This is a genomic window from Mycobacteriales bacterium (genome assembly GCA_035533475.1).
Taxonomy (GTDB): Bacteria; Actinomycetota; Actinomycetes; order DATLTS01; family DATLTS01; genus DATLTS01.
In genome coordinates, this window is record DATLTS010000064.1 from 22,015 (window position 1) to 43,124 (window position 21,110).

18 protein-coding genes are annotated in these 21,110 nt (G+C 73.0%); 7 read left to right on the plus strand and 11 right to left on the minus strand.

What is annotated here, in order from left to right:
* Positions 1-190 precede the first annotated feature (190 nt).
* The gene (locus VNG13_15240; GenBank protein HVA61869.1) at positions 191-1,024 is read right to left on the minus strand and encodes a hypothetical protein; all 834 of its coding nucleotides are present in this window, start codon (positions 1,022-1,024) and stop codon (positions 191-193) included.
* On the minus strand, positions 1,021-1,572 hold the full coding sequence (locus VNG13_15245; protein ID HVA61870.1) for a sigma-70 family RNA polymerase sigma factor: 552 nt from the start codon (positions 1,570-1,572) through the stop codon (positions 1,021-1,023). The genes VNG13_15240 and VNG13_15245 overlap by 4 nt, the downstream gene beginning before the upstream one ends.
* Before the next feature lie 152 nt (positions 1,573-1,724).
* Here VNG13_15245 and VNG13_15250 point away from each other — a divergent pair, with 152 nt between their 5' ends.
* The 4 genes from VNG13_15250 to VNG13_15265 all read left to right on the plus strand — a co-directional run bounded on the left by VNG13_15250 (position 1,725) and on the right by VNG13_15265 (position 7,722).
* On the plus strand, positions 1,725-2,252 hold the full coding sequence (locus VNG13_15250) for a hypothetical protein (protein ID HVA61871.1): 528 nt from the start codon (positions 1,725-1,727) through the stop codon (positions 2,250-2,252).
* Positions 2,253-2,265: 13 nt separating this feature from the next.
* On the plus strand, positions 2,266-2,952 hold the full coding sequence (locus VNG13_15255) for a hypothetical protein (GenBank protein HVA61872.1): 687 nt from the start codon (positions 2,266-2,268) through the stop codon (positions 2,950-2,952).
* A 302-nt stretch (positions 2,953-3,254) separates the two neighbouring features.
* Positions 3,255-4,853: a S8 family serine peptidase gene (locus VNG13_15260; protein HVA61873.1), complete on the plus strand. Its 1,599-nt coding sequence runs from the start codon at positions 3,255-3,257 to the stop codon at positions 4,851-4,853.
* Between the two features lie 31 nt (positions 4,854-4,884).
* A complete protein-coding gene (locus VNG13_15265; GenBank protein HVA61874.1) occupies positions 4,885-7,722 on the plus strand; it encodes a diguanylate cyclase in 2,838 nt (945 codons plus the stop codon).
* On the opposite strand, the gene VNG13_15270 is transcribed toward VNG13_15265, so the two are convergent.
* On the minus strand, positions 7,673-11,698 hold the full coding sequence (locus VNG13_15270) for a hypothetical protein (protein HVA61875.1): 4,026 nt from the start codon (positions 11,696-11,698) through the stop codon (positions 7,673-7,675). The two genes, VNG13_15265 and VNG13_15270, sit on opposite strands and share 50 nt — an antisense overlap.
* Before the next feature lie 354 nt (positions 11,699-12,052).
* The gene (locus tag VNG13_15275) at positions 12,053-12,415 is read right to left on the minus strand and encodes a hypothetical protein (protein ID HVA61876.1); all 363 of its coding nucleotides are present in this window, start codon (positions 12,413-12,415) and stop codon (positions 12,053-12,055) included.
* Positions 12,416-12,561: 146 nt separating this feature from the next.
* Between VNG13_15275 and VNG13_15280 the strand changes: the two genes are divergently transcribed.
* A complete protein-coding gene (locus tag VNG13_15280) occupies positions 12,562-12,915 on the plus strand; it encodes an RNA polymerase-binding protein RbpA (protein HVA61877.1) in 354 nt (117 codons plus the stop codon).
* Between the two features lie 97 nt (positions 12,916-13,012).
* Here the strand turns inward: VNG13_15280 and VNG13_15285 are convergent, their stop codons facing one another.
* From VNG13_15285 to lnt, 3 genes are read right to left on the minus strand one after another with little or no spacing between them, the layout of a single operon-like run.
* The gene (locus VNG13_15285; GenBank protein HVA61878.1) at positions 13,013-13,498 is read right to left on the minus strand and encodes an FxsA family protein; all 486 of its coding nucleotides are present in this window, start codon (positions 13,496-13,498) and stop codon (positions 13,013-13,015) included.
* On the minus strand, positions 13,495-14,268 hold the full coding sequence (locus VNG13_15290; protein HVA61879.1) for a polyprenol monophosphomannose synthase: 774 nt from the start codon (positions 14,266-14,268) through the stop codon (positions 13,495-13,497). Before VNG13_15290 ends, VNG13_15285 begins: the two co-directional genes overlap by 4 nt.
* On the minus strand, positions 14,265-15,836 hold the full coding sequence (lnt, locus tag VNG13_15295; protein ID HVA61880.1) for an apolipoprotein N-acyltransferase: 1,572 nt from the start codon (positions 15,834-15,836) through the stop codon (positions 14,265-14,267). The genes VNG13_15290 and lnt overlap by 4 nt, the downstream gene beginning before the upstream one ends.
* Positions 15,837-16,118: 282 nt before the next feature.
* On the opposite strand from lnt, the gene VNG13_15300 reads away from it, so the two are divergent.
* Together VNG13_15300 and VNG13_15305 are read left to right on the plus strand one after the other, a co-directional pair.
* Positions 16,119-16,364, plus strand: coding sequence for an AbrB/MazE/SpoVT family DNA-binding domain-containing protein (locus tag VNG13_15300; GenBank protein ID HVA61881.1), 246 nt, complete (start codon positions 16,119-16,121; stop codon positions 16,362-16,364).
* A gap of 11 nt (positions 16,365-16,375) precedes the next feature.
* Positions 16,376-16,747: a PIN domain-containing protein gene (locus VNG13_15305; GenBank protein HVA61882.1), complete on the plus strand. Its 372-nt coding sequence runs from the start codon at positions 16,376-16,378 to the stop codon at positions 16,745-16,747.
* Positions 16,748-17,196: 449 nt separating this feature from the next.
* Here the strand turns inward: VNG13_15305 and VNG13_15310 are convergent, their stop codons facing one another.
* From VNG13_15310 to VNG13_15325, 4 genes are read right to left on the minus strand one after another with little or no spacing between them, the layout of a single operon-like run.
* On the minus strand, positions 17,197-17,604 hold the full coding sequence (locus VNG13_15310; GenBank protein HVA61883.1) for a hotdog fold domain-containing protein: 408 nt from the start codon (positions 17,602-17,604) through the stop codon (positions 17,197-17,199).
* Positions 17,601-18,368, minus strand: a complete 768-nt coding sequence (locus VNG13_15315; protein ID HVA61884.1) for an OAM dimerization domain-containing protein — start codon at positions 18,366-18,368, stop codon at positions 17,601-17,603. Before VNG13_15315 ends, VNG13_15310 begins: the two co-directional genes overlap by 4 nt.
* The gene (locus tag VNG13_15320; GenBank protein ID HVA61885.1) at positions 18,365-19,918 is read right to left on the minus strand and encodes a lysine 5,6-aminomutase subunit alpha; all 1,554 of its coding nucleotides are present in this window, start codon (positions 19,916-19,918) and stop codon (positions 18,365-18,367) included. Before VNG13_15320 ends, VNG13_15315 begins: the two co-directional genes overlap by 4 nt.
* Positions 19,915-21,096, minus strand: coding sequence for an L-erythro-3,5-diaminohexanoate dehydrogenase (locus VNG13_15325; GenBank protein HVA61886.1), 1,182 nt, complete (start codon positions 21,094-21,096; stop codon positions 19,915-19,917). The genes VNG13_15320 and VNG13_15325 overlap by 4 nt, the downstream gene beginning before the upstream one ends.
* Positions 21,097-21,110 lie beyond the last annotated feature (14 nt).

The following is a 21,110-nucleotide window of genomic DNA, read 5'->3' on the forward strand; positions in this document are numbered from 1 at the left end:
TTTTCAGGAGCAGGCGTCGTGCGTGTCAGTGTACGACCCGTTCGGTCCCAACGCGCTTGGCGTGGCGAGCGGCTGGTCGCTTTGTCCACCGTAACGGGTCATCTCGACGGAGAGTCCCGGGCCGGTCCCGAGCTGGCTGTCGCTTGCCAGCGAGAAGGACACGCGGCGCCCGCATGGCACCAGGCCGCGCTCAGCCCCCGGCGCCGTCCCCGGCCGCGGGGGTGTCGCCCGCATCGGGTGGGGAGCTCGACGTGGGGCTGGGTTTGGGGGCTTCGGTCGTCCGATCGGCCCCACCGGTCGCGCCGGTCTCCGCCGGTGCCGACGGCTCGGCCGTGGCAGTTCCCCCGGTGGTCGTGGTTTCACCCCGGTCGCTGCCCGAGCGGGTGGGGGTGGGGGAAGGTCGCGCGGCGGGCGACTCCGGCGTGGGCAGGCCCGGGAGCTGCGCCAGCGCCTGCTGGAGCCCGGTCAGCCGGGCCGCCAGTGCGGCGCGCTGGTCCGAGACCGACACCAGGGGCAGCGCGGCGGCGGCATCCGCGAGCTGTCTGCTCAACTCGACGCGGTCAGCGCTGCTGATCCCACCCGCTTGGCGGGCAGCTACGACCTGCTGTTGCACCTTCCCGAGCAGGGCGTTGATCCGCGCCACCGCCTGCTCGCTGCGGTCCGGCGCGTGCGCCGGCGACCCGATCAGGGCGCGGTGCAACCCGGCGAACGGCCCGGCCAGCGGCCCGACCCCGCCGACCGCGGCGGCGACCCCGCCGACGGACAGCGCGAGGCCCAGGCCGCCGGCGACGACCAGGGCGAGCCGGCGCGGCAGCGTCCGCGGCCCGGTGCCAAGGTCGATCGGGGTCGGAGCCGGACGCGCGGCGGCCACCGCGTCGAGCGAACCGCGCAGCCGGGCCAGCGCGGCCACCGTCGTGTCGCCGTCGGGGGTGCGCCCGGCCGCGAGCGCGTCGAACAGGGCGGCATCGTCGCGCACCTCGACGGACTCCAGCGGATCCGCGCCGGGGGGCGGGTCGGTGCTCATATCGGCTGCTCCGCGGCCAGTGCGCGCACCCGGGCGAGCGCCCGATGCTGGGCTACCCGCACCGCGCCGCTGGTCATCCCCAGCGTCGCCGCGGTCTCCTCGGCGCTCAGGCCGGCCGCCACCCGGAGCAGCAGCACGCCGCGCTGCGTGTCCGGCAGCGCGTCGATCAGGGCGAGCAACCGGGCCGCCTCCTCGCCGAGAACCGCCTGTTCCTCCGGGCCCTTGGCCTCGGTCGGGGCCCGGCTGATCCCGTCCAGGGACTCCTCCCGGCGCCGCCGGCCGCGGCGATGCGCCTCCAGGACCTTGTTGGCGGCCACGCCGAAGACGAAGGCGGCGAATGGTTGGCCGCGATCTTCGTACCGCGGCAAAGTCACTGCCACCGCGAGGATCACCTCTTGGGTCGCGTCGTCCGCCGCGTACGGGTCCCGTAGGCGGGCCAGGCAATAGCGGTAGACCGCCGGTCGGAGCTGCCCGAGGAGCTCATCGAGCGCCGGCCGGTCCCCGCGCCGGGCCCGCTCTAGGCACGCCGCGACGTCTGCGGTCTCCACTGTCACCTCCATTGCCGCCCGGGGCGGTTCCGTTACAGATCATCGACGCGGAGGATCACCCGGTTGCGCTGTAACGGTTGGAGTCCGGTCGGCAATATGCCGCTAGACGGTTAGCAATCCGGGCCGGTCGCCCGACTCGACATGGAGGAATGATGATCCGTTGCCGTTTGGCCACCTGGTCCGCCGCGCTCGTGCTGGGCTGCGGCTCCGCCGGGGCACTTGCCCTGGCCACGCCCGCCCAGGCCGACGGCGGAACCGGCGCCGTCGCGCTGAGCCAGATCGGGGCCAACGCGTACGCCCTGTCGCTGTCGGTGGCGGGCACCGCCATCGTCATCGACTACACCCTGAACGGCTCGGGCCAACTCACGTCGGCCACCACCTCGGCGCCGGGCGCCACGGTGAGCACCGCCGGCGACGAGATCCGCGCCGCGCTGGTCGACGGAACGGTCGTCCAGGTCGAGCTCGGCGGCGGCGGAACGAGCGTCGACTCGGTCGAGACCGAGTCCCCGGAGCCGACCGAGAGCCCGGAGGCTACCCATTCTCCCGAGCCCACCGAGAGCCCGGAGGCGACCCATTCTCCCGAGCCCACCGAGAGCCCGGAGGCGACCCACAGCCCGGACGCCACGAGCAGCGACTCGAGCAGCACGGACAGTTCCGGCGGCAGTGGCTCGGACGGCTGAGCGACGAGGGTCGGTGCCACGGCTGCGCCCCTTGGCCGCAGCCGTGGCCACCCTCGTCCTGAGCGGCGCCTGCGCCTCCCCACAGCACGTTCCGCCGGCGGCGTCCCCGACGGCCGCAGGTGCAGCGACCACCGCGGGATCCCCGGCCACCGGAGCCCTCGGCCAGGCGATCGCGGCCAGCCGGCGGCTGAGCAGCTACGCGTTCGCCACGACACTCGCCGTCGGTAGCAGCACCACCCGGATCTCCGGGGCCGTGGTGCAGCCCGACGAGCTCACGTACACGCTGACCACCGGCGGGCGAAGCGAGCAGGTCGTCCGGCTGCTCGGCGCCACCTACGTGCGCACGGTCCCGGGGCACTGGAAGCGACTGCCCAAGGCCCAGCCGGCCAGCGATCCGGTCCAGGCGTTGATCACGGTCCTTTCCGGCATCACCGGCCCGACCACGAGCGTCGTGGTCGGCGAGACCGTGGTGGCGGGGATCCTGCCGCCGCCGGTCGCCCAGGCGGCCGGCCTGCTGCCGGCCGGCGCGTCCCGCACCGTCCGCGTCGCGGTCTCGGTGACCATCGACCCGGCGCACCAGGTGACCCGGCTCCAGGTCGTCCTGCCCGTCTCGGTGCGCGGCCGGGTCCTTCAGGCGGTACAGACCACGACGTTCAGTCGCTTCGACTCGGTCCCCCCGATCACCGTCCCGAGCGGCTGACTCCGGCGTGGCGGCCGGGGGGTCGGGGTCCTCGTTGAAGAAAAATATGCCGACCCCTCTGGACACGTAGAGTAGTCATGTCGTAGCCTTCTGTAGCTACCCCGACTAGTCAGTTCGGGTGGCGTTCGGGACGCGATGACCTCCGGGACCGCAAGACGGTCGCTTGGACCCGGTGCGAGCGGAGTAGCGAGACCACTCCCGAGATCTGTTCCAGGAGGCGTACCCAGCCGGGGCGCCGGCCTCGAAGGGGTCGGGGGACGAGTGATGCTGCAAGCGTCCAGCACCAGCTGGGGAGGCGGGCGATGAGCCGCGCCAGCACGAGCTGGGGCGGCGGTCGGGCTCGCCGGGCATCCCGGCTGCTCGCCCTGACCCTCGGCGTGGCCACCCTCGCCGCCCCGTTGCCGGCCCTCGCGGCCAGCGCTCCCACTACCCGGGTCGTGGTCATCGGGCGTTCCGCCGGTGCGGCGCTCGCCGCGGTCGGCGGAACCGGGATCCGCACCCTGACCCCCGGGGTCGCGGTCGGCCTGGCCAGCGCGGACGCCGACGCCCGGCTCACCGCGGAGGGCTACCGGGTCGCACCGGACGCACCGGTCAGCCTCGCCGTCGCCAACGACCAGGGTTCCCAGAGTGACCAGAGTGACCAGGGTGCCCAGAGCGCTCAGAGTGACCAGAGTGCCCAGCGGGGCCGGGCAGTCCTGTCGGTCCGCAACGAGCTCTACGCGCAACGGGTCGGTGACGGCGCGGGCCAGACGATCGCCGTCCTCGACTCGGGGGTGGACGCGGTGCCCGCGCTCGCCGGGCGGGTCATCGACGGCGCCGACTTCACCGGCACCGGTTTCGCCGACAGCTACGGGCACGGCACCTTCGTCGCCGGGCTGATCGCCGGCAACGGCCTGGACAGCTTCGGCCACCAGACCGGGATCGAAGGGGTCGCACCCGCCGCGCGCATCGTGTCGGTGAAGATCGCCGACGCGCAGGGCCGGAGCACCGTCGGCCAGGTCGTCGCCGGCCTTGCCTGGGTGATCGCGCACGCTTCGACCTACCAGATCGGGGTCGTGAACCTGTCCCTGTCGGTGTCGCAGGCGGACAGCTACGAGACCGACCCGATCGACGCGGTCGCCGAGGCCGCGTGGTTCTCCGGCCTGGTCGTGGTCGCGAGTGCCGGCAACGACGGCGGCCGGGTGCTCCGCGCGCCAGGCAACGACCCGTTCGTGCTCACCGTGGGCTCGGTCGCCGACAACGGCTCCCTCCGGCTCAGCGACCACACCCTTTCGCCGTACAGCGACTCGGGCCTCACCCAGGACGGGGTGGCCAAGCCGGAAGTCACGGCGCTGGGGGAGCACGTCCAGGCCCCGCTGCCCGACGGAAGCACCCTGGCCGGCGAGCAGACGGTCGACGGCCTGCCGGCCGGCTACGGGCAGCTTTCCGGAACCTCGATGTCGGCCGCGGTCGCGTCCGGGGCGGCCGCACTGCTGCTCGCCGACCACCCGGGCTGGCGTCCCGGCCTGGTCAAGGCCGCGTTCGAGCAGACCCGGTCGGACCAGCTCGGCGAGATCCAGCTGCCGGGCGCGGACAACGCCACGCCGACCCGGGACGCGAACGCCGCCTACCACGCGTCCGTCGCGCTCGCCGTGGCCTACGCCCAGCAGGTGCTGCACACCCGGGCCTACCGGAACGTGATCTGGAGCGACGTCACGTGGAGCGACGTCACGTGGAGCGACGTGACCTGGAGCGACGTGAGCTTCGCGAACGTTGTTTCGGCGACCGTCACCTGGAGCGACGTCACCTGGAGCGACAGCGTGTCCGGCAGCTCGGGGGCGACCCAGACCGGCACCACCAGCCAGGTGACCTGGAGCGATGTGACCTGGAGTAACGCCCTCGACGTGCCGAAGAACGACTGAGGACAGTCGCCGGTTCGGTACGGAGGGGCCCGTGAGCGAGCTCAACGGCGTGCCAGCGCGCGCCCGCGCGCGCGGCGAGCTCTCGCCCGGCGCCTGGGTCTACATCGCCGGGATCAGCCTGGCGGCGGCCGTCGCCGTGGTGGTCGCCGCCCGCATCGGTGCCGGGGGCACCTCCGCGCTCGGGCTCACCATCGGACTCGCCGTGGCCGCGACCGTCGCCCAGCTATCCGAGGTCCGGACCCCGAACAACAAGGGCTACGTCGCGACGATCGCCTTCCTGATGGCCGGCGCCCTGCTGCTCCCGCCGGTCGACGCGGCGGCCGTGGTGCCGCTCCCGTTCGTCGTCGAGTTCCTCGTGAAAAGCAAGCCCGCCTACATCCAGGCGTTCAACATCGCCTCCCAGATCCTGTGCACCCTGGCGGCCGGCATGTCCTACCGGCTGGTCGCCGGGGTGGGAGTCGGCACCCGGATCACCGGGGATCCGCGTTCGGTCGTCGGCATCCTGCTCGCGCTGGCGATCTTCCTCACCGTCAACCATGCCACCGTGGCGGTGGCGGTCTGGCTGGCACGGGGCGTCCGGCCCAAGACCAGCGGCCTGTTCAGCCCCGACAGCCTGGTCCCCGATCTCGGGCTGCTGGCCACCGGTGTCGTCATCGCCGGGCTCTGGGCGCTCGCTCCCGCGCTGGTCGCCTTCGCCGCGCTGCCGATCGTGCTGCTCCAGCGGGCCCTGCACTTCCCGGCGCTCCGCCAGGCCAGCCGGACCGACCCCAAGACCGGGCTGGCCAATGCCGCCTGGTTCACCGAGCAGGCAGACGCCGAGCTGCGCCGGGCGGCCCGGCTCGGCCATCCGGTCTCGGTGCTCGTCGCCGATCTCGACCTGCTCCGCAACATCAACAACGCCTATGGGCACCTGGCTGGGGACGCCGTGCTCCGCGGGGTCGCCGACGTCCTGCGCCGGGAGGTCCGCGAGTACGACATCCCCTCCCGGTTCGGCGGCGAGGAGTTCGCCATCCTGCTCCCCGGCTCGGACGGCCCCGAGGCGCTCGCGGTGGCCGAACGGATCCGCAGCCAGGTCGGCCGGGAGCCGTTCGACGTCGCCACCTCGGTGGAACCGCTGCACGTGACCGTCAGCGTCGGCGTCGCCGTCATGGGGGAGCACGGCGACACGCTGCGCGAGCTCATGCACGCGGCCGACCTGGCGCTGTACCGGGCGAAGGTCGAAGGTCGGGACCGGGTGCGCGCCGCCCGGGCGGGCGAGCAGGCCGCCGCCCCGGGCGCCGCGCTGGCGCTCGCCGTCCCGGTCGCCCCGACCGCCCGGCTGCTGGCCCCGAGACAGCTCCCGATCGGCCCCGATCCGGTCACCGCGACGCCGGCCGGGCCGGGGGGGCCGGAGGTGGACGGCGCGCCGCTCGACCCCACGATCTGGGGATCCGCGAACCCCGACCCGTCGACCGAACCGGCCACCCGAGGCCGCCGGGCGACCTGGCCGGTCACCGTCGCGGTGGCGCTCGCCGCGGCCACCGTCGGCACCCTGGTCAGCCTGGCGCATCCGGCGATCACGATCGCGCTCATCGTGTTCCCGCTGCTCGCCGTGGGGGCCGAGCAGCTGCGGGAGAACGTCTACGGCTCCAGCATCGTCTCGCTGTCCGCGGTTCCGCTGCTTGCCGCGGCCGCGGCCGGCCAAGAGTTGGCGGCGGTGGTCGGCGCGGTCGTCGCCGGGCTCGGCCAGGCGGTGACGCATCGCGGCAAGCGCCGGCTCGAGCAGCACGTGTTCAACGTCGCGAACATCACCCTCGCGGCCTCGAGCGCCGCCGCGATCCGACTCGCCGTCACCCTGACCGGCAGCCCCGGACACCAGCTCCCCGAGCTGTTGCCGCTGGCCATCGGAATGGGGGTCACGTTTTTCCTTCTCGACAACGGCCTGGTCGCGCTCGTCGTCGCCCGGGACGACGGTCGGCGCACCGTCGAGGTGTTCCGCCACGACTTCGGCTGGCTCGCCCCGCACTTCGTCGCCTACGGGTTGCTCGCCGCCCTGCTCGGGGCCGCATGGGACTCCTTCGGGGTCTGGGGGATCGCCGTCTTTCTGATCCCGCTGGTCCTGCTGCGGGTTGCGCAGCGGCAGTACCTGGCCCGAACGACCGGGCATGTCCGGGAGCTGCGCCGGCTCGCCGACGACCTGGTCGTATCGAAAGCCGCGGTCGAGGCGAGCAACGAGAAGCTGCAGACCGCGCTCACGTCGGTGTCGGAGGCCCACCGGCGGACGGCCGCCGCCCTAGCCGGCGCGATCGACGCCCGGGACGCGATCACCGGCGGCCACATCGAGCGGGTCACCGCGCTGGGTCTCGCACTCTGCGAGCTCGTCGACCCGGAGCTGGCGGCCGACCCCCAGGTCGCCTTCGGCTTCCTGCTCCACGACGTCGGCAAGATCGGGGTGCCGGACTCCGCGTTGCTCAAGCAGGGCCCGCTCGGTCCGGCGGAGCTCGAGATCATGCGCCGGCACCCGGAGATCGGCGAGCGGCTCGTCACTGCGGCCGGTTTCGCCGATGTCACCCGGCAGATCGTCGTGACGCACCACGAACGCTGGGACGGCGGGGGATACCCGCGCGGGCTGTCCGGGACCGAGATCCCGCTCTGCTCCCGGCTGTTCGCGGTCGCCGACGCGATGGACGCGATGGTCTCGGATCGGCCCTACCGGGACGGCCTGCCGCTGGAGCAGGCCTACGCCGAGCTCAGCGCCGGCTCCGGCAGCCAGTTCGACCCGATGGCGGTCGAGGCGGTGCTCGCCCTCGACCCGACCCGGGTGAGCGCGCTGCTCCGGCTCAGCCCGGACCGGCTGCTCCGCGGTTCGGTCGGCTCCCGCCGGCCCTGACCGCGAACCGGCGGCGCAGCAGTCCCAGCCCCACCAGACCGGCGACCAGCCCGGCCCAACCGGGGGCCGAGCCGCCGCCGGTGGCCGGCAGGACGACCGCCGCCGCGCCGGGGAAGATGCCACCCGCCCCGGCGGCCGCGTGGCCATTGGCCGCCGCCAGGTCGATCGCCGGGCCGAGGTTGCCGGCCGCGTCGAAGGCCTGCACGACGACCCGCCGAGCGCCGGCCGGCAGGGCGACGACCTGCCGGCTCCCGGCCGGCCCCTGCGGGGCCACGGTCGACGTGACCCCGTCGATGAACAGCCGGTAGCCGGCGACCGTGCCGGTGTACCAGTCGTCGCCCGGGGCGACGAACGTGGCGGTCCTCGACCCCGGGGTCCAGCGCACGTTCCGCAGGGTGCCCGGCGGACGGCTGTCGGTGCCGTAGCGACCGGTCCGCCACTCGTCGTGGTGGTAGGTCCACCATTGGGTGTTCCCGGCCGCGGCGCCCGGGGTGGCCCAGGCCATCAGGTAACCCTCCCGGGTGGCCGCCACGACGTCGTTGGTCCCGGTGGTGTCGAGGTCGCCGACGGCGGGGGAGAACAGCACCCAGCCGGTGGTGAACTTGGGGAACCCGCTGGCCTGCCCGGTGGCGGTGAAGGCGTGCAGCGCCGAGCTGTCCGCGCCGTCGATGACCGCGTTCGGCCCGCCTGCCGTGACCGGCGCGATGTCCGGCTCGCCGAGGAAGTCCAGACCCTGCATCTGGCCCGGGAACCCGGGCTCCGCCGCGCCGGTGGCCGCGTCGTAGCCCCGCTCGTAGTTCTTGACCGCGACCCCGCTGCCGTTGAGCAGCAGCGCGGTCGCCACGCTGGCGCCGCCGGATCCGGCCTGCGCGTAGCCGAGGCCCGGCGAGGACCCGAACTGGCCGAAGGCGCCGCTCGTCGTGAAGGTGACCGGAGCGTCGGTGGGGTAGTTGCCCTTCGCGAGGTCCTCGATCTGGGGCAGGCCGAGGCCGCCGGCGAGGATCCCGGCCGCCGGGTTCGGCACCGGCCCGTACACCGCCTGCGTGCCGCCGGCGGCGTTGAGCAGGTAGCTCACCGAGAAGATCCCCGGGCTGATCGCCACCGAGTCGACGCCCTGCCCGCTGACGTCGGCGCTGACCGGCGCGGTCGAGCCCTCGGTGAGGAACTCCTGTGCCGAGCCGTAGTAGACGACGACCGCCGGCCGGGAGACCGGCCACCCGGGCAGCGGCGTGCCGTCGGCCCGGTAGGCGAACACGTTGCCGTAGCCGGCCTCCTGGATGCCGGCTCCCTTGGCGAAGTCGTACTGGCTCGCCACCACGATGTCCGGGCGGTGGGTGCCGTCGAGGAAGGCGACCGCCGGGGTGGTGTCGATCTTGTGATCGTTGATCATGATGTTGCCGCTCGGCGGGTGCAGCACCCCGGGGTCGACCCGGACCGGCCAGCCGGGGACGAAGGTGGCGTCCGGACGCCAGGCGTAGACGTTGCCGTCCCACGCGGCCTGCACGACGTCGAGCTGGTGATTGCCGGTGAGATCGACCAGGACGGGGGAGGCCGTCGCCCCCAGGTGCGGCAGCCGGGTGAAGTCGAGCTCCGGCCGCGGGATCGCCGGGGTGACCGCACTTCGGTCGAGGGTCCGCGGCCAGCCGGGCAGCAGCTTGCCCGCGGCGTTCCAGACGTAGGTGCGCCCGAGGGTCGAGGTCGCGACGACGTCGAGCTGCCCGGTGTGGAACAGGTCGCCGACCGCCAGCGGGGCGACCACCGACTCGTGCCCGGGGTCGATCCCCGGGTAGCCGGCGTCGGGCACGACCGGGTCGGTATGCACCGGCCAGCCGGGGAGCTCCCGGCGGGTCAACGGGTCGATCGCGTGCACGTAGCCGTCGGAGTCGCCGAACACCATGGCCAGGTCCCCGCGGCCCGCCAGGTCGGCCAGGGCCGGTTGCGACGAGCCGTCGATGTTCATCCCCGGCACGCCGGGGGCCTGACCCCCGTTCGCCGGCAACGCCAGCGGGTAGCCGGGCAGCAGGGTCGGGTCGTGGTGCACCGCGATCGCCCGACGATCCTCCCCGAGCCGCCCGGCGGCGTCGGTCACCCGCAGCCGCAGGGTCACCGTGTACTGGTCGTTGGTCTCGAGCTCCTTGCACTTGGACAGCGCGAACGGCGCGGCCCAGAAGCTCTGCGGGATGCCCGCCAGGTCTAGCGTGCCCAGCGGGCCGTCGTAGGGCTTCGAACCGGCGCCGGTGGCGATCGTCGTCCAGTCCGTCGGCGGCTGTGGCGGGCAGCTCGTCGTCGCCGGCTCGAGCGCGTACTCCAGCGTCCAGTGGTAGGCGCCGGACCGGGGTGCGGCGAGGTGCCCGCTGATTGGCACCGTGCGGGTCACCGTCGGGTCGTAGAGGGAGTACCAGGTCGGCCCGGTGAACCACGCCTCGGGCGGGATGTTCCCGGCGGCGACGGCGGCCATCGCCGCGTCGAGGTTGGGACGGCCGTAGCCGTACTGCGCGTTCCAATCCCCGGCCGAGCCGGGCCAGGGCAGGTTCGGGTTCGTGATCGGGGTGGCCGTCGCCCGCATCACCTGGATCGCCTCGTCGTTGCTGAGCGGCGCCCCGATCAGGTGTCGATCGGCGGCTTCGAGGCCCCAGGAGAGCAGCAGCCCGAAGGTGCCGCCGACCGTTGGGGTCGACTCCGACGTCGACCCGCCGTTCGTCGAGTCGGAGAACATCGCGTGCGTGCCCCAAGAGGTCTCGTCGGAGCGCGTGGAGAACGTCGTCGTCGCCAGGTTGATCGCCCCGTCGAGCAGGCCGCCGGGGCTCGCCGTGTCGTAGCCGTAGGTGTTGTCCACCTCGCCGTTGCCGGGGAGCACGTAGGGATGGAACATCCCGCCCTGATGGTCGAGGGAGTCGAAGTCGTTGCTCGCCTCGACCATGACGGTGCCGTGCGCCCAGCAGTAGTCGATCGCCTGGTTCATGTAGGAGGAGTACCCGAGGTCGGCGGTCACGCTGATGATCACCTTGACCCCGGTGTGACAGGCGTAGAGCCATGCCTGGGCCAGGTCGCTGCCGCGGTCGAGCGCCTCCGCGCCGGCCTTGATCGGCATCACCATGCACCCGGGGCACAGGCCGACGCCCCCGAAGGCGTTATTGCCCTCGGCCCCGGCCTGGAGCATCTGGTTGTCCGAGTGGTCGTAGGTGCTGTCGTAGGTCGCCGGGTCGTTCTGGTGGTCGTAGAAATCCCAGCCGGAGATGTCGTGCGGGAAACCGTCGCCGTCATTGTCGACCCGGGCCGCGCCGTTGGAGCAGGTCAGCACGCCGTCCGGCCAGGACGGCGTCCCGATCGTCAGGTTGAACCGGTCGAAGCAGGAGAACGCGACGATCAGGTCCTCCGGGTCGTAGAAACCGTGCGCGGCCCGGAGCTTGACCACCAGCGGGTCGTCGACGACCCGGGGGTCGTTCACGTAGTCCTCGATGTTGACGACGCCGTCATGGTTGACGTCGTAGTCCGCCTGGTTGGCGCTCCAGGCCGTGCGGCACGGGCCGGAGACCCCGGCGACGACCATCGTCGATCCGGTGCAGGGGATCGGCAGTTCCTTCTCGTTGACGAAGACCTTGTTCCGCAGGTCGAACGCGCCCCGGTCGTACCAGTTGACGCCGCCTTCGATGTAGGCCATCACGATCCGCGGGTCCCCGGTGGTGTAGCTGTGCCAGGCCTTGTCGATGCTCATCCCCGCCGCGCCGCCCGGGTCGACCGCGTTCGGCGTGCATTTCGGCTCGAACGAGTAGAAGTAGTGCTCCTCGGCGTTGGCCACCTGCTGCCCGCAAACGGTGGGGTAGGTGCCCCGCTCGACCGGCGCGTAGCTGGGGTCGTTGGGGCCGGCCGCGGGGTAGGTATGCGGTGGCGTCTGGGCGGTCGCCGGCAACACGGCAGCCGCGACGAGGGCGAAGGCACCGATCCCGACCGTCCAGCGCCGCGCGGCACGATTCATGCCGGGCATCGTGCCAGCCCGGCGGCCGTCGCGCGCGGGGGGTAGCCCGCCGGCCCGCCCGCCCGCCAGCCCGCCCGCCCGCCGGAGGAGGCCCGATTTGTCCGGTTCCCGGCCTGCTTTCCGGGGCGTCCAACGCCGAGTGTGCAATTTTGTCGATCGGCCACGCTCAGCCGGGCGGAATTTCGTGCAGAAATTGCACACTCGGCCCGGTCGGGCGGTGGGCCGGCTCGGGGGGTTTGCCAAGGGGGAGGGGGGCTAGCCCTGCCTCAACCGCCCAACTTGACATAAGGTTCCTTATCGGCACTCGACCGGGAAGGGGCCGACCGCGGAAGGGGGCCGACCGGGAGGGGCCGATCAGGGACGGGCCGCGGCCCGCCAGGCGGCGGCCTCGGCGGCGATGGCCAGCCCGGCGACCCCGACCACCGCGCCGGCGAGGAGCGGATGCACCGCCTTGGCCCGGATCGCGAGCGCCAGCGCGACCGCGTCGACGCTGTCGGCGATCATCTGCCCGGCGAGCCACGGGCGGGCGCCGCCCTGTCGGCCGGAGACGAGGGTGCCCATGCCGAGGGCCAACTCCCGGCCGGCGATCATCTGGGCCAGCCAGCCTGATCGGCGGGCGGTCGCGCGGTCCATCCCCAAGACGGCACCGAGCAGCCCCGGGCGGGCCAGCATGACGCCGCCGATGCCGAGTCGGAGACCGCCCGTGAGCGGGATCACATCTGCCGTCGAGGGCAACCGCACAGCCCGCCTCCGCGTCTAGAAGTTGTTGGGCTGCACGGGTGATCCCGCTCCCCCGGGGAATCCTTTCACTGCCCGGTTCGTTACCAGATCTGGAACGTCCGAACCGCCGGGAGGCGAAGTTGATGGCCGAGCGCATTCTCCGGGGCAGCCGCCTCGGGGCGGCGAGCTATGAGACCGACCGGAACACGGACCTGGCGCCGCGCCGATCGGTCGAGTTCGCCTGCCCGCGTGGGCACAGCTTCACCGTTCCGATCGCCGAGGGCGCCGAAGCCCCCACCGCGTGGGAGTGCAAGGCCTGCGGGGCCATCGCGCGACGGGTGGACGGTACCGAGCCGGCGGCGAAGAAGGTCAAGCCGAGCCGGACCCACTGGGACATGCTGCTGGAACGGCGGACCCCGGAGGACCTGGAACTGGTCCTCGCCGAGCGGCTCGCCGTGCTTCGCCAGAGCCAGTCGCACGCCCGCAAGACCGCCTAGAACAAACCGCCGCGGCGGTTTGTTCTAGACTGCCGTCCCCCGAACCCCAGGCCACGCCTCCACCCCCCCGGACGCGTGGCCTGGTCCTATTCCGGCCCTAGTGGACCGTTCCCGGGGGGTCGAGGAAGTCTCCGTCGAGGACCTTCGGCCCACCCTCCGGTCCGGATCCCGGCCCGCGCTCCGGCGGGCCCCAGCCGACCACCCGTACCCCGCCGCGCCGCCCGAGCCAGCGGGTGGTGCCCCGGGTGACCAGCCGGCGGAACAAGGGCCGGGTCACCGGCAGGACCAGGAGCAGGCCGACCGCGTCGGTGACGAATCCCGGCGGGACGAGCAGCGCGCCGCCGAGCAGTAGCAGCGCCCCGTCGACGACCTCGCGATCGGGGCTGCGTCCGGTCTCCACACCGGCCCGGAAGCGCCGCCAGGTCCGGGCCCCCTCGCGGCGGACCAGCGAGCCGCCGAGCAGGCTGACCGCGAGCAGCAGGGCCAGCGCCGGGGCGAACCCGATCGCGTGCGCGACCAGCACGATGACGTACAGCTCGGCGGCGAGCAGACCCAGCCCGGCGAGCAGCACCCCGCCGATCACGGCGGCACCGGGCCGGACGCCCCTTCGGCGGCGGGCCGGGGATCCGGGGTGCCCCGCCTGGACCGGCCGGTGCCCAGCCCCCACACGGTCACCCGCCACAACGCCTCGGCGACGATCGCCCGGCTCATCTTGCTCGTCCCGGCGTCGCGCTCGACGAAGGTGATCGGCACCTCGACGACCCGGAAACCCATCCGCCAGGCTCGCCAGGCGAGGTCGACCTGGAAGCAGTACCCCTGCGACGCGATCTCCGCCAGCGGCAGCGCCTCGAGCACCACCCGGCGGAACGCCCGGTAGCCGCCGGTGATGTCGGCGATCGGGACCCCGAGCATCACCCTGGCGTAGCCGTTCCCGCCCCGGGACAGCACCCGGCGGTGCCGGGACCAGTTCGCCACCGCCCCCCCGGGCACCCAGCGGGAACCCAGCACTAGGTCGGCGTCGGCGAGCGCGTCGAGCAGCTTGGGCAGCTCCTCGGGGGCGTGCGAGCCGTCGGCGTCCATCTCCACGACGACCTCGAAGCCCCGCTCCAGGGCCCAGCCGAACCCGGCGATGTACGCGCCGCCGAGCCCGGCCTTGCCCGGCCGGTGAAGGGCATGGATCTGCCGGTCGGTGGCCGCCAGCCGGTCGGCGATCTCGCCGGTGCCATCCGGGCTCCCATCATCCACAACGAGCACCTCAGCCGCCGGCACGGCGGCCCGCAGGCGCGCGGCGATCCTGGGGAGGCTGTCCCGCTCGTTGTAGGTGGGAATCACGACGAGCACCCGGCCGGTCAAGCGGATCGCCTCCGGAAGCCGGCCACCACGAGCGCGGCCAGGCCGATCGCGGCGAGGACGTCGTCCGGGATCGGGCCGAGCCGGTCGGCGATCGTCTCCGATCCCCGCAGCGGCAGCGTCGCGTCGAGGATGGCCGGGGTGAATATGCCGCTGCGGGCGATGATCCGCCCGTCCGGGCCGACCAGGGCACTGACCCCGCTGGTTGACGCGACGACCACCGCCCGGCCGTGCTCCACCGCCCGCAGCTGTGCGACCGACAGCTGCTGCGCCGACTCCCCCGCCGTGCCGGAGTCCCCGGGGGATTCGAACGTCGCGTCGTTGGTCTGCACGACGAGTAGCTGGGCGCCCCCGGTCACGACGTCGCGCACCGCCGAGTCGAACGTCACCTCGAAGCAGATGACGTCGCCGATCGGATGTGACCCGATGCGGAGCACCCCCGGCCGGTGCCCGGGCACGAAATCGGCCGGGATCAGGGAGAACCGCCCGATCAGGCCGCCGATGAGCGAGCGGAACGGGATGTACTCGCCGAACGGCACGAGGTGGCGTTTGACATAGATCGCGCCAGGTCCGGTCCGCGGGTCCCACACGATGCCGGCGTTGCGCACGTGGTGCGGGCCGGGTCCGTCGAGGACCGCGCCGACGAGGATCGGGCGACCGACCGCCCGGGCGGCGGTGTCGATCAGGGTCCGCGCGAGCGGGGTGGTCAGCGGGTCGAGATCGGAGGAGTTCTCCGGCCAGACGACGAACGCGGGGGGTGGCCGGGTACCGGTCGCGATCTGGCTGGCCAGCCCCTCGGTGACCGCGGTCTGGTTGCGCAACACCTGGTAGGCCTGGTTGAACGCGTCGAGGCCCAGCCGGGGCACGTCGCCTTGAACCGCGGCCACGCGGATCGGCTGACCGCCGGTCGGCACCGGGACCGCGAGGCCCACCCAGACCAGCGCCAGCGCCCCGGCCAGGGCGGCGGCGGCGGCGACCGGCGCGCGCCGACCGACCCCAGCCCCGACGGCCACGACGAGCAGTGCCCCGGCCAGTGCCACGGCGGCGGTGACGAGCGGCGCCCCGCCGAGCGCGGCCAGCGGGGTGAGCGGCGAGTGGAACTGACCGTAGGCGAGCCGGCCCCAGGTGAACCCACCGAAGGGAAACCGGTCCCGTGCCCACTCCCCGGCGACCCAGACGGCGGCCACCCAGGCTGGCCAGCCCGGCAGCCGGGCGACCAGCGCGAGCCCGGCGCCGAGCGCCGCGAGCCACACCGCCTCGACCAGGGTGAGGAGCAGCCAGGCGTCGGGGCCGACGTGGCGGAGCCAGGACAGCAGCGGGAGGAACAGGGCGAGCCCGTAGACGAAGCCGACGAGGGCCCCGGTCCGCGCCCGGGCCCCGCGGACCGCGAAGACCACCAGACCGGTGCCGAGGATGCCCAGCGGCCAGGCCGCCCGGGGCGGGGCGGTGGCGAATTCGGCCAGGCCACCGGCGGCGGCCGCGGTCAGCCGGGCAACGAGCAGGCGCCGGCCGGTCCAGCCGGAGGGCGACCGGGTGCCGCGCGTCGCGCCGCCCGGGGGTGGTGTCGGCACGGAGGTCGGCGTAGGCGCGGAAGTCACCGGCCGTGCCACCCCGCCACCTCCTCGGCATCCCCGCACCAAGGACGCTACCTGGTCCGCACGCGGAGCACCGGGGCGAGAAGTCCGGTGAAGCGTCGTCCTGATTCGAACCGGCGAGAAGTGCCGGACGCGTTGGACGCCGTAGCGGACATCCTCAAGGGAGCAGCTCGAGGGCCGGTACATGACTCGGCCGAACGGCGCTGAAGTGCCTCCGATGCCCTCCCACGACGGCACAGCCAGTGGTATATTGAAGACATGAGTGGGACGTATCAGGTAACGATGGGTGATCGGGGCAGGCTCGTTATCCCCGCCGAGGTTCGCGACCGTGCCGGGCTTGCGGAAGGCACTCCCGTCGTCCTGTTCGAGACGTCGGCGGGCCTCGTCCTTTTCACGCGTGCGCAGTTGCGTGATCGGGTTCGTACGGACCTGGCTGGGCTGGACCTCGTAGCAGAGCTGCTCGCCGATCGCCGCGCCGAGGCAGCTGCCGAAGACGCGGCGTAACCGCCCGCCACGTGGGATTGAACGTCGTAGACGCCTCGGCGCTCCTGGCCTATCTCCAAGGTGAGGACGGCTCGGCATTGGTTGAGACAGCCCTCGAAGCGGGAGGGGTGTGCGGTGCGGCGAACTGGTCCGAGGTGGCCCAGAAGGTCCGTGGCCATGGTCGGGACTGGGCCCTTTCCCGTTCGCTACTCCTCAGCTATGGCCTCGTCATCGAGCCGGTGACCGTTGAGGATGCCGAACGGGCAGCGAGGAGTTGGCGCTCGGCTCAGGGCCGCTCGCTGGCCGACCGGCTCTGCCTGGCACTCGGGGACCGCTTGGACGTGCCGATCCTCACGGCTGACCGGGCCTGGGGCGTTGCGGGCCGGATACGGCAGATCCGCTGACCGGCCTTCCGGAGACGGGTCCAGTGGGGACCCTGGCCTGCGGTCGCGTGGCTGGTGGCGGAAAAAAGGAAGTGAACCCGGACGCCCTTCGGACCGGCCTCAGCTCGCTGGCGGCGAGCCTGACAACCGTTGTCTACTGGGCGCCCGGGTCCTTCCCGGGTGATCGCACCCCCACTAGCGGAGCTCGGTTCGTCCCGCGCTCCCGCGGCCACTGCGCCTGGCACCCGCACGACGGCCCTTGTGCCAAGTACCGTCGACGGCTGACCCAGTGCCCCTCGGATTTCGGAAGGCCGCTCCGCTGGCCGTCCCTTACGGACAGCGCGGAAGCTAGCGCACCCCAGCGCGGACCGCAACTGGCCTCTGAGCAGGGAAAACGCGCGATTTCCCAGGTGAGGCCACTGATCGGAAATCTTGGAAGATTTCGGAACTGACCGAACGGCGGGCCCGGATCACCCAACCGGCCCAGTTCCCGGCACGACCACCGTCCCGCGGGCCCGAACCGCCACGACCGGCGGGTCGAGCAGCCGGCCGGCCGACGGGGAGATCTCGGGTGCGGCCCGGGCCAGGACCCGAGCCTCGAACCCGATCTCCCGGCTGCGCCGGCCGACGCGGAGCAGCGTGCCGGTGGCCTCGAGGACGTCACCGGCCCGGACCGGCGCCGCGAAACTCACCTCCGCGTAGCCGGCGAAAAGGCCCTCGTCGCCGTCGGTCCGCAGGCACAGCTCGGTCGCGACGTCACCGAACAGGCCGAGCACGTAGGCGCCGTCGACCAGGCCGCCGCCGTAGTGGGCGTGCCCGTGCGGCACGTAGCGGCGGTGCGTGACGCTCTCCCCCGGCCGCGGGACCGGGCCGCTCACGCGGACCGCCGAGCGCTGGCGCCGGCGGTCGCGGCCAGGGCGTGCACGAGGTAGGAGGCGACCTCCCGTGGGGTGGTCCCCTTCGCGAAGACGCGGTCCACCCCCAGCTCGGCGGCGGCCGCCGGGTCGAAACGCGGTCCCCCGACTACGAGCAGCGGCCGGCCGACCCGGTCAGGCCAGGCCGCGGTGAAGGCCGTGGACAGCTCCCGGGTATTCGTCAGATGGGCGTCGCGCTGCGTGACGACCTGGCTGACCAGCACCGCGTCGGCACGCTCCCGTCGGGCCGCCTCGACCAGGTCGGTGACGAGCACCTGGGCGCCGAGGTTGACCACCTGGATCTCCCGGTAGTACTCGAGCCCCTTCTCCCCGGCATGTCCCTTGACGTTGAGGATGGCGTCGATCCCGACCGTGTGGGCGTCGGTGCCGATGCAAGCCCCTACGACCACCAGGCGGCGTCCCAGTATCGACCTCAGCTTGAGGTTGATCTCTTTGGCGGCCAGGATGGGGTATTCCTGGACGGGGACCGCGACCGCGTCCAGGTCGACGACCACCCGGCTGCGCCCGTAGACGACGAAGAAGGTGAAGTCGGGACCCATCGCCTTGGCGTGCACGACGAGAGCCGGATCGAGCCCCAGCCCTCCCGCGAACGCCGTCGCCGCGGCGGTCGCGACCGGCCCGGCGGCGACCGGGAGGGTGAACGACAGCTGCACCATGCCGTCGCCGGTGGTGTCGCCGTAGGCCCGCACCTGCCGGGATCCGCTCACTGGTGCCCCTCCTCGAGCAGCTCGGTGGCTGGGTTGTGGTAGTCGTCGGCCTGCCGGTGGACCCCCTCGAGGCCCCGCCCCCCGGTCGCCGGGCGCCGGGTGATGCCGAACGTGCCCGCCCCGATCGCGGCGAGCAGCCCGTCCCGGTTCACCTGCTCGAGCGAGCAGATGGCCTCGGCGAGCACCGCTCGGGCCCGGGTCGCGATGAACCCGTCCGGCGCGGGGCGGAAGTCCTCGGCCAGGCCGCCGACGGCGGACCGGACGTATCGCACGTTCTCCAGGGCGAGGTCCCGATCGGAGAGGAACGGGGTGACGATCCCCTCGGTCATCATGCCGACCAGGATGATCTGCTGCCCGGTGAGCAGACCGGCCAGGTTGAAAAAGCCGTTCAGCAGGTACCCGGCGAACACGTTCCCGGTCATGTGCTTCGTCGGCGGCATGTACTTCAGCGGCGCGGCCGGGAACAGCTCCCGGACGAGCAGCGCGTGCGCCAGCTCGAGGCGGAACTGGTCCGGCAGCGCGGGGTTGATCTCGAAGGCGTGGCCGAGGCCGATCTGCCAGTCGGCCAGCCCGGCCTCATGGGCGAAGTACTCGTTGAGCAGGTGGCTGACCACCACCGTGTGCGCGGCGTCGACGGCGTCCGCCGTAGTGAGGTAGTTGTCCTCGCCGGTGTTGATGACGATGCCGGCCCGTGCGTGGATTTGTCGACTAAACCTTTGATCGATGAATGTCCGATACGGGTTGATGTCGCGGAAGATGATCCCGTACATGCTGTCGTTGAGCATCATGTCGAGGCGCTCGAGGCCGGCGAGGACCGCGATCTCCGGCATGCACAGCCCGGACGCGTAGTTGGTGAGCCGGACGTAGCGGCCCAGCTCGCGGGAGACCTCGTCGAGGGCGGCCCGCATGAGCCGGAAGTTCTCCTGGGTCGCGTAGGTGCCGGCGTAGCCCTCCCGGGTCGCTCCCTCCGGTACGTAGTCGAGCAGCGACTGCCCGGTCGACCGGATCACGGCGATCACGTCCGCGCCTTCCCGGGCGGCCGCCTGCGCCTGCGGGATGTCCTCGTAGATGTCCCCGGTCGCGACGATCAGGTAGATCCAGGGCCGCGGCGGGTCGCCGAGCCGGTCGGCCAGACGCTCACGTTCCACGCGTTGGCGGTCGATCAGCGCGAGGCCGCGCCCCACCACCCGGCGGCCGGCCCGCCGGGCGCGCTCCCGCGCCGCCCCGACCGGAACGGCGAACCGGACCCCCCCGGCGGCCGCCTTCTCGGCAAGGCTGCCGAGGGTCAGCCGGTCGCGGGCCAGCGCGTCGAAGACCGGCAGGGCCACGCCGTGCGCCAACCCGACCTCGGCCGCGACGGCGTCGACCAGACGGTTGACCCAGGGAATCCCCTCGGCGTCCGCGCCGCCGATCCCGGCCAGCCGGAGCACGGCCCGCTCGACCGATACCGTGGTGTGGCTGCGGGCCAGCTCGACGATGGGGGCGCCGGCCGCTGCCGCCAGCCGCCGGGCCCGGCGGACGTCCGCGCGGCCGAGACGCAGGCCGCTCATGGAATACCCTCAAGTAGAGGTTTAGACGGGATCTGGGGCCCGGCCGAGGTCTGAAGGCCAACTCGCTCCTCCAGCAGGGCTCGCAAGCCGGCGTGAGCCCGGACCAGGTCGAAGGCCAGCTCGGCGTGGCCCGGCACGAAGCCGTTGCCGACCAGCAGCGTGACGTCGGCCCCGAGGCCCTCCGCGCCGAGCGCCGCCGCGGTGAACGACGTGGCCATGCTGAAGAAGAGCACGGTGCCGCCGGCGGCGGTGGCGAGGATCGCCGGGCCCTCGCAGCCGGGCACGTCGACGCAGACCACGGTGAGGTCCACCGGCTCCCCCACCGCCTCGGCCAGCCCGATCGGATCCCGGGCGTCGGCGAGGACGACCTCGTCGGCCAGGTCGGCGGCCAGCAACCGATCGCGTTCAGCCACGTCCGGGACCACGCCGACCAACCGGCCCGCACCCGCCCGGCGAGCAGCGGCCAGACTCAGCGACCCGCTCTTACCGGCGGCGCCGAGCACGGCTACCGACCCGCCGGGTCGTCCCGCGACCACCCGCGCGGTGAGCGCCGGCGCGCCGCAGACGTCGAGAACGGCGAGCGCGAGCGGGGTGGGCAGATCCTCGGGTAACCCGGAGGCGACCGAGCGGGCGAACAGGATCGCGTGCCCGGTGCACGGTACCTGCCCACCGTTACCGTCCCAGCCGGCCAGCCGGTCGGTGATGGCCAGCGGGGTGAGGGTGAGCGAGACCAGGCTGGCGACCCGCTGCCCCACCCGCAGCCCGAGCGGTGACTCCGGGCCCACCGCGTCGACGACCCCCACCAGCATCCCGCCGGACCCGGTCACCGGGTTGTGCATCTTGCCCCGGCGGGTGACGATCTCGAGCACCGCCGCCCGGCGTCGGTCGGGATCGTCCGGGTGCGCCTCGGCCAGCTGCCGCACCGAGGCCGCGTCGAGGTTGAGCCATTCGAGTGCGATCCGCACCTCGTCCGGCCACAGTTCCGGGTCGGTGTCGAGGACGTCGGCCGCCTGGGGCAGGACACCCGGCGGATCCACGACCCGGTGCAGCCCGACCGGGGAACTGCCAGCCCGCCGGCTGCGTAACGGGGCGGTGTCGGTCATGTGCGGTTCCCCGGCGTTGAAGAAAAAGAAGGCGCTGACCAGAGCGTAGCGGAATTCTTCCGGTAACCTATCCATCTGGATGGATATCT

Coding starts and splice junctions, on each gene's coding strand:
- VNG13_15240 (HVA61869.1), bottom strand. CDS start 1,024: ATGAGCACCGACCCGCCCCCCGGCGCGGATCCGCTGGAGTCCGTCGAG.
- VNG13_15280 (HVA61877.1), top strand. CDS start 12,562: ATGGCCGAGCGCATTCTCCGGGGCAGCCGCCTCGGGGCGGCGAGCTAT.
- VNG13_15250 (HVA61871.1), top strand. CDS start 1,725: ATGATCCGTTGCCGTTTGGCCACCTGGTCCGCCGCGCTCGTGCTGGGC.
- VNG13_15320 (HVA61885.1), bottom strand. CDS start 19,918: ATGAGCGGCCTGCGTCTCGGCCGCGCGGACGTCCGCCGGGCCCGGCGG.
- VNG13_15260 (HVA61873.1), top strand. CDS start 3,255: ATGAGCCGCGCCAGCACGAGCTGGGGCGGCGGTCGGGCTCGCCGGGCA.
- VNG13_15270 (HVA61875.1), bottom strand. CDS start 11,698: ATGAATCGTGCCGCGCGGCGCTGGACGGTCGGGATCGGTGCCTTCGCC.
- VNG13_15325 (HVA61886.1), bottom strand. CDS start 21,096: ATGGATAGGTTACCGGAAGAATTCCGCTACGCTCTGGTCAGCGCCTTC.
- VNG13_15300 (HVA61881.1), top strand. CDS start 16,119: ATGAGTGGGACGTATCAGGTAACGATGGGTGATCGGGGCAGGCTCGTT.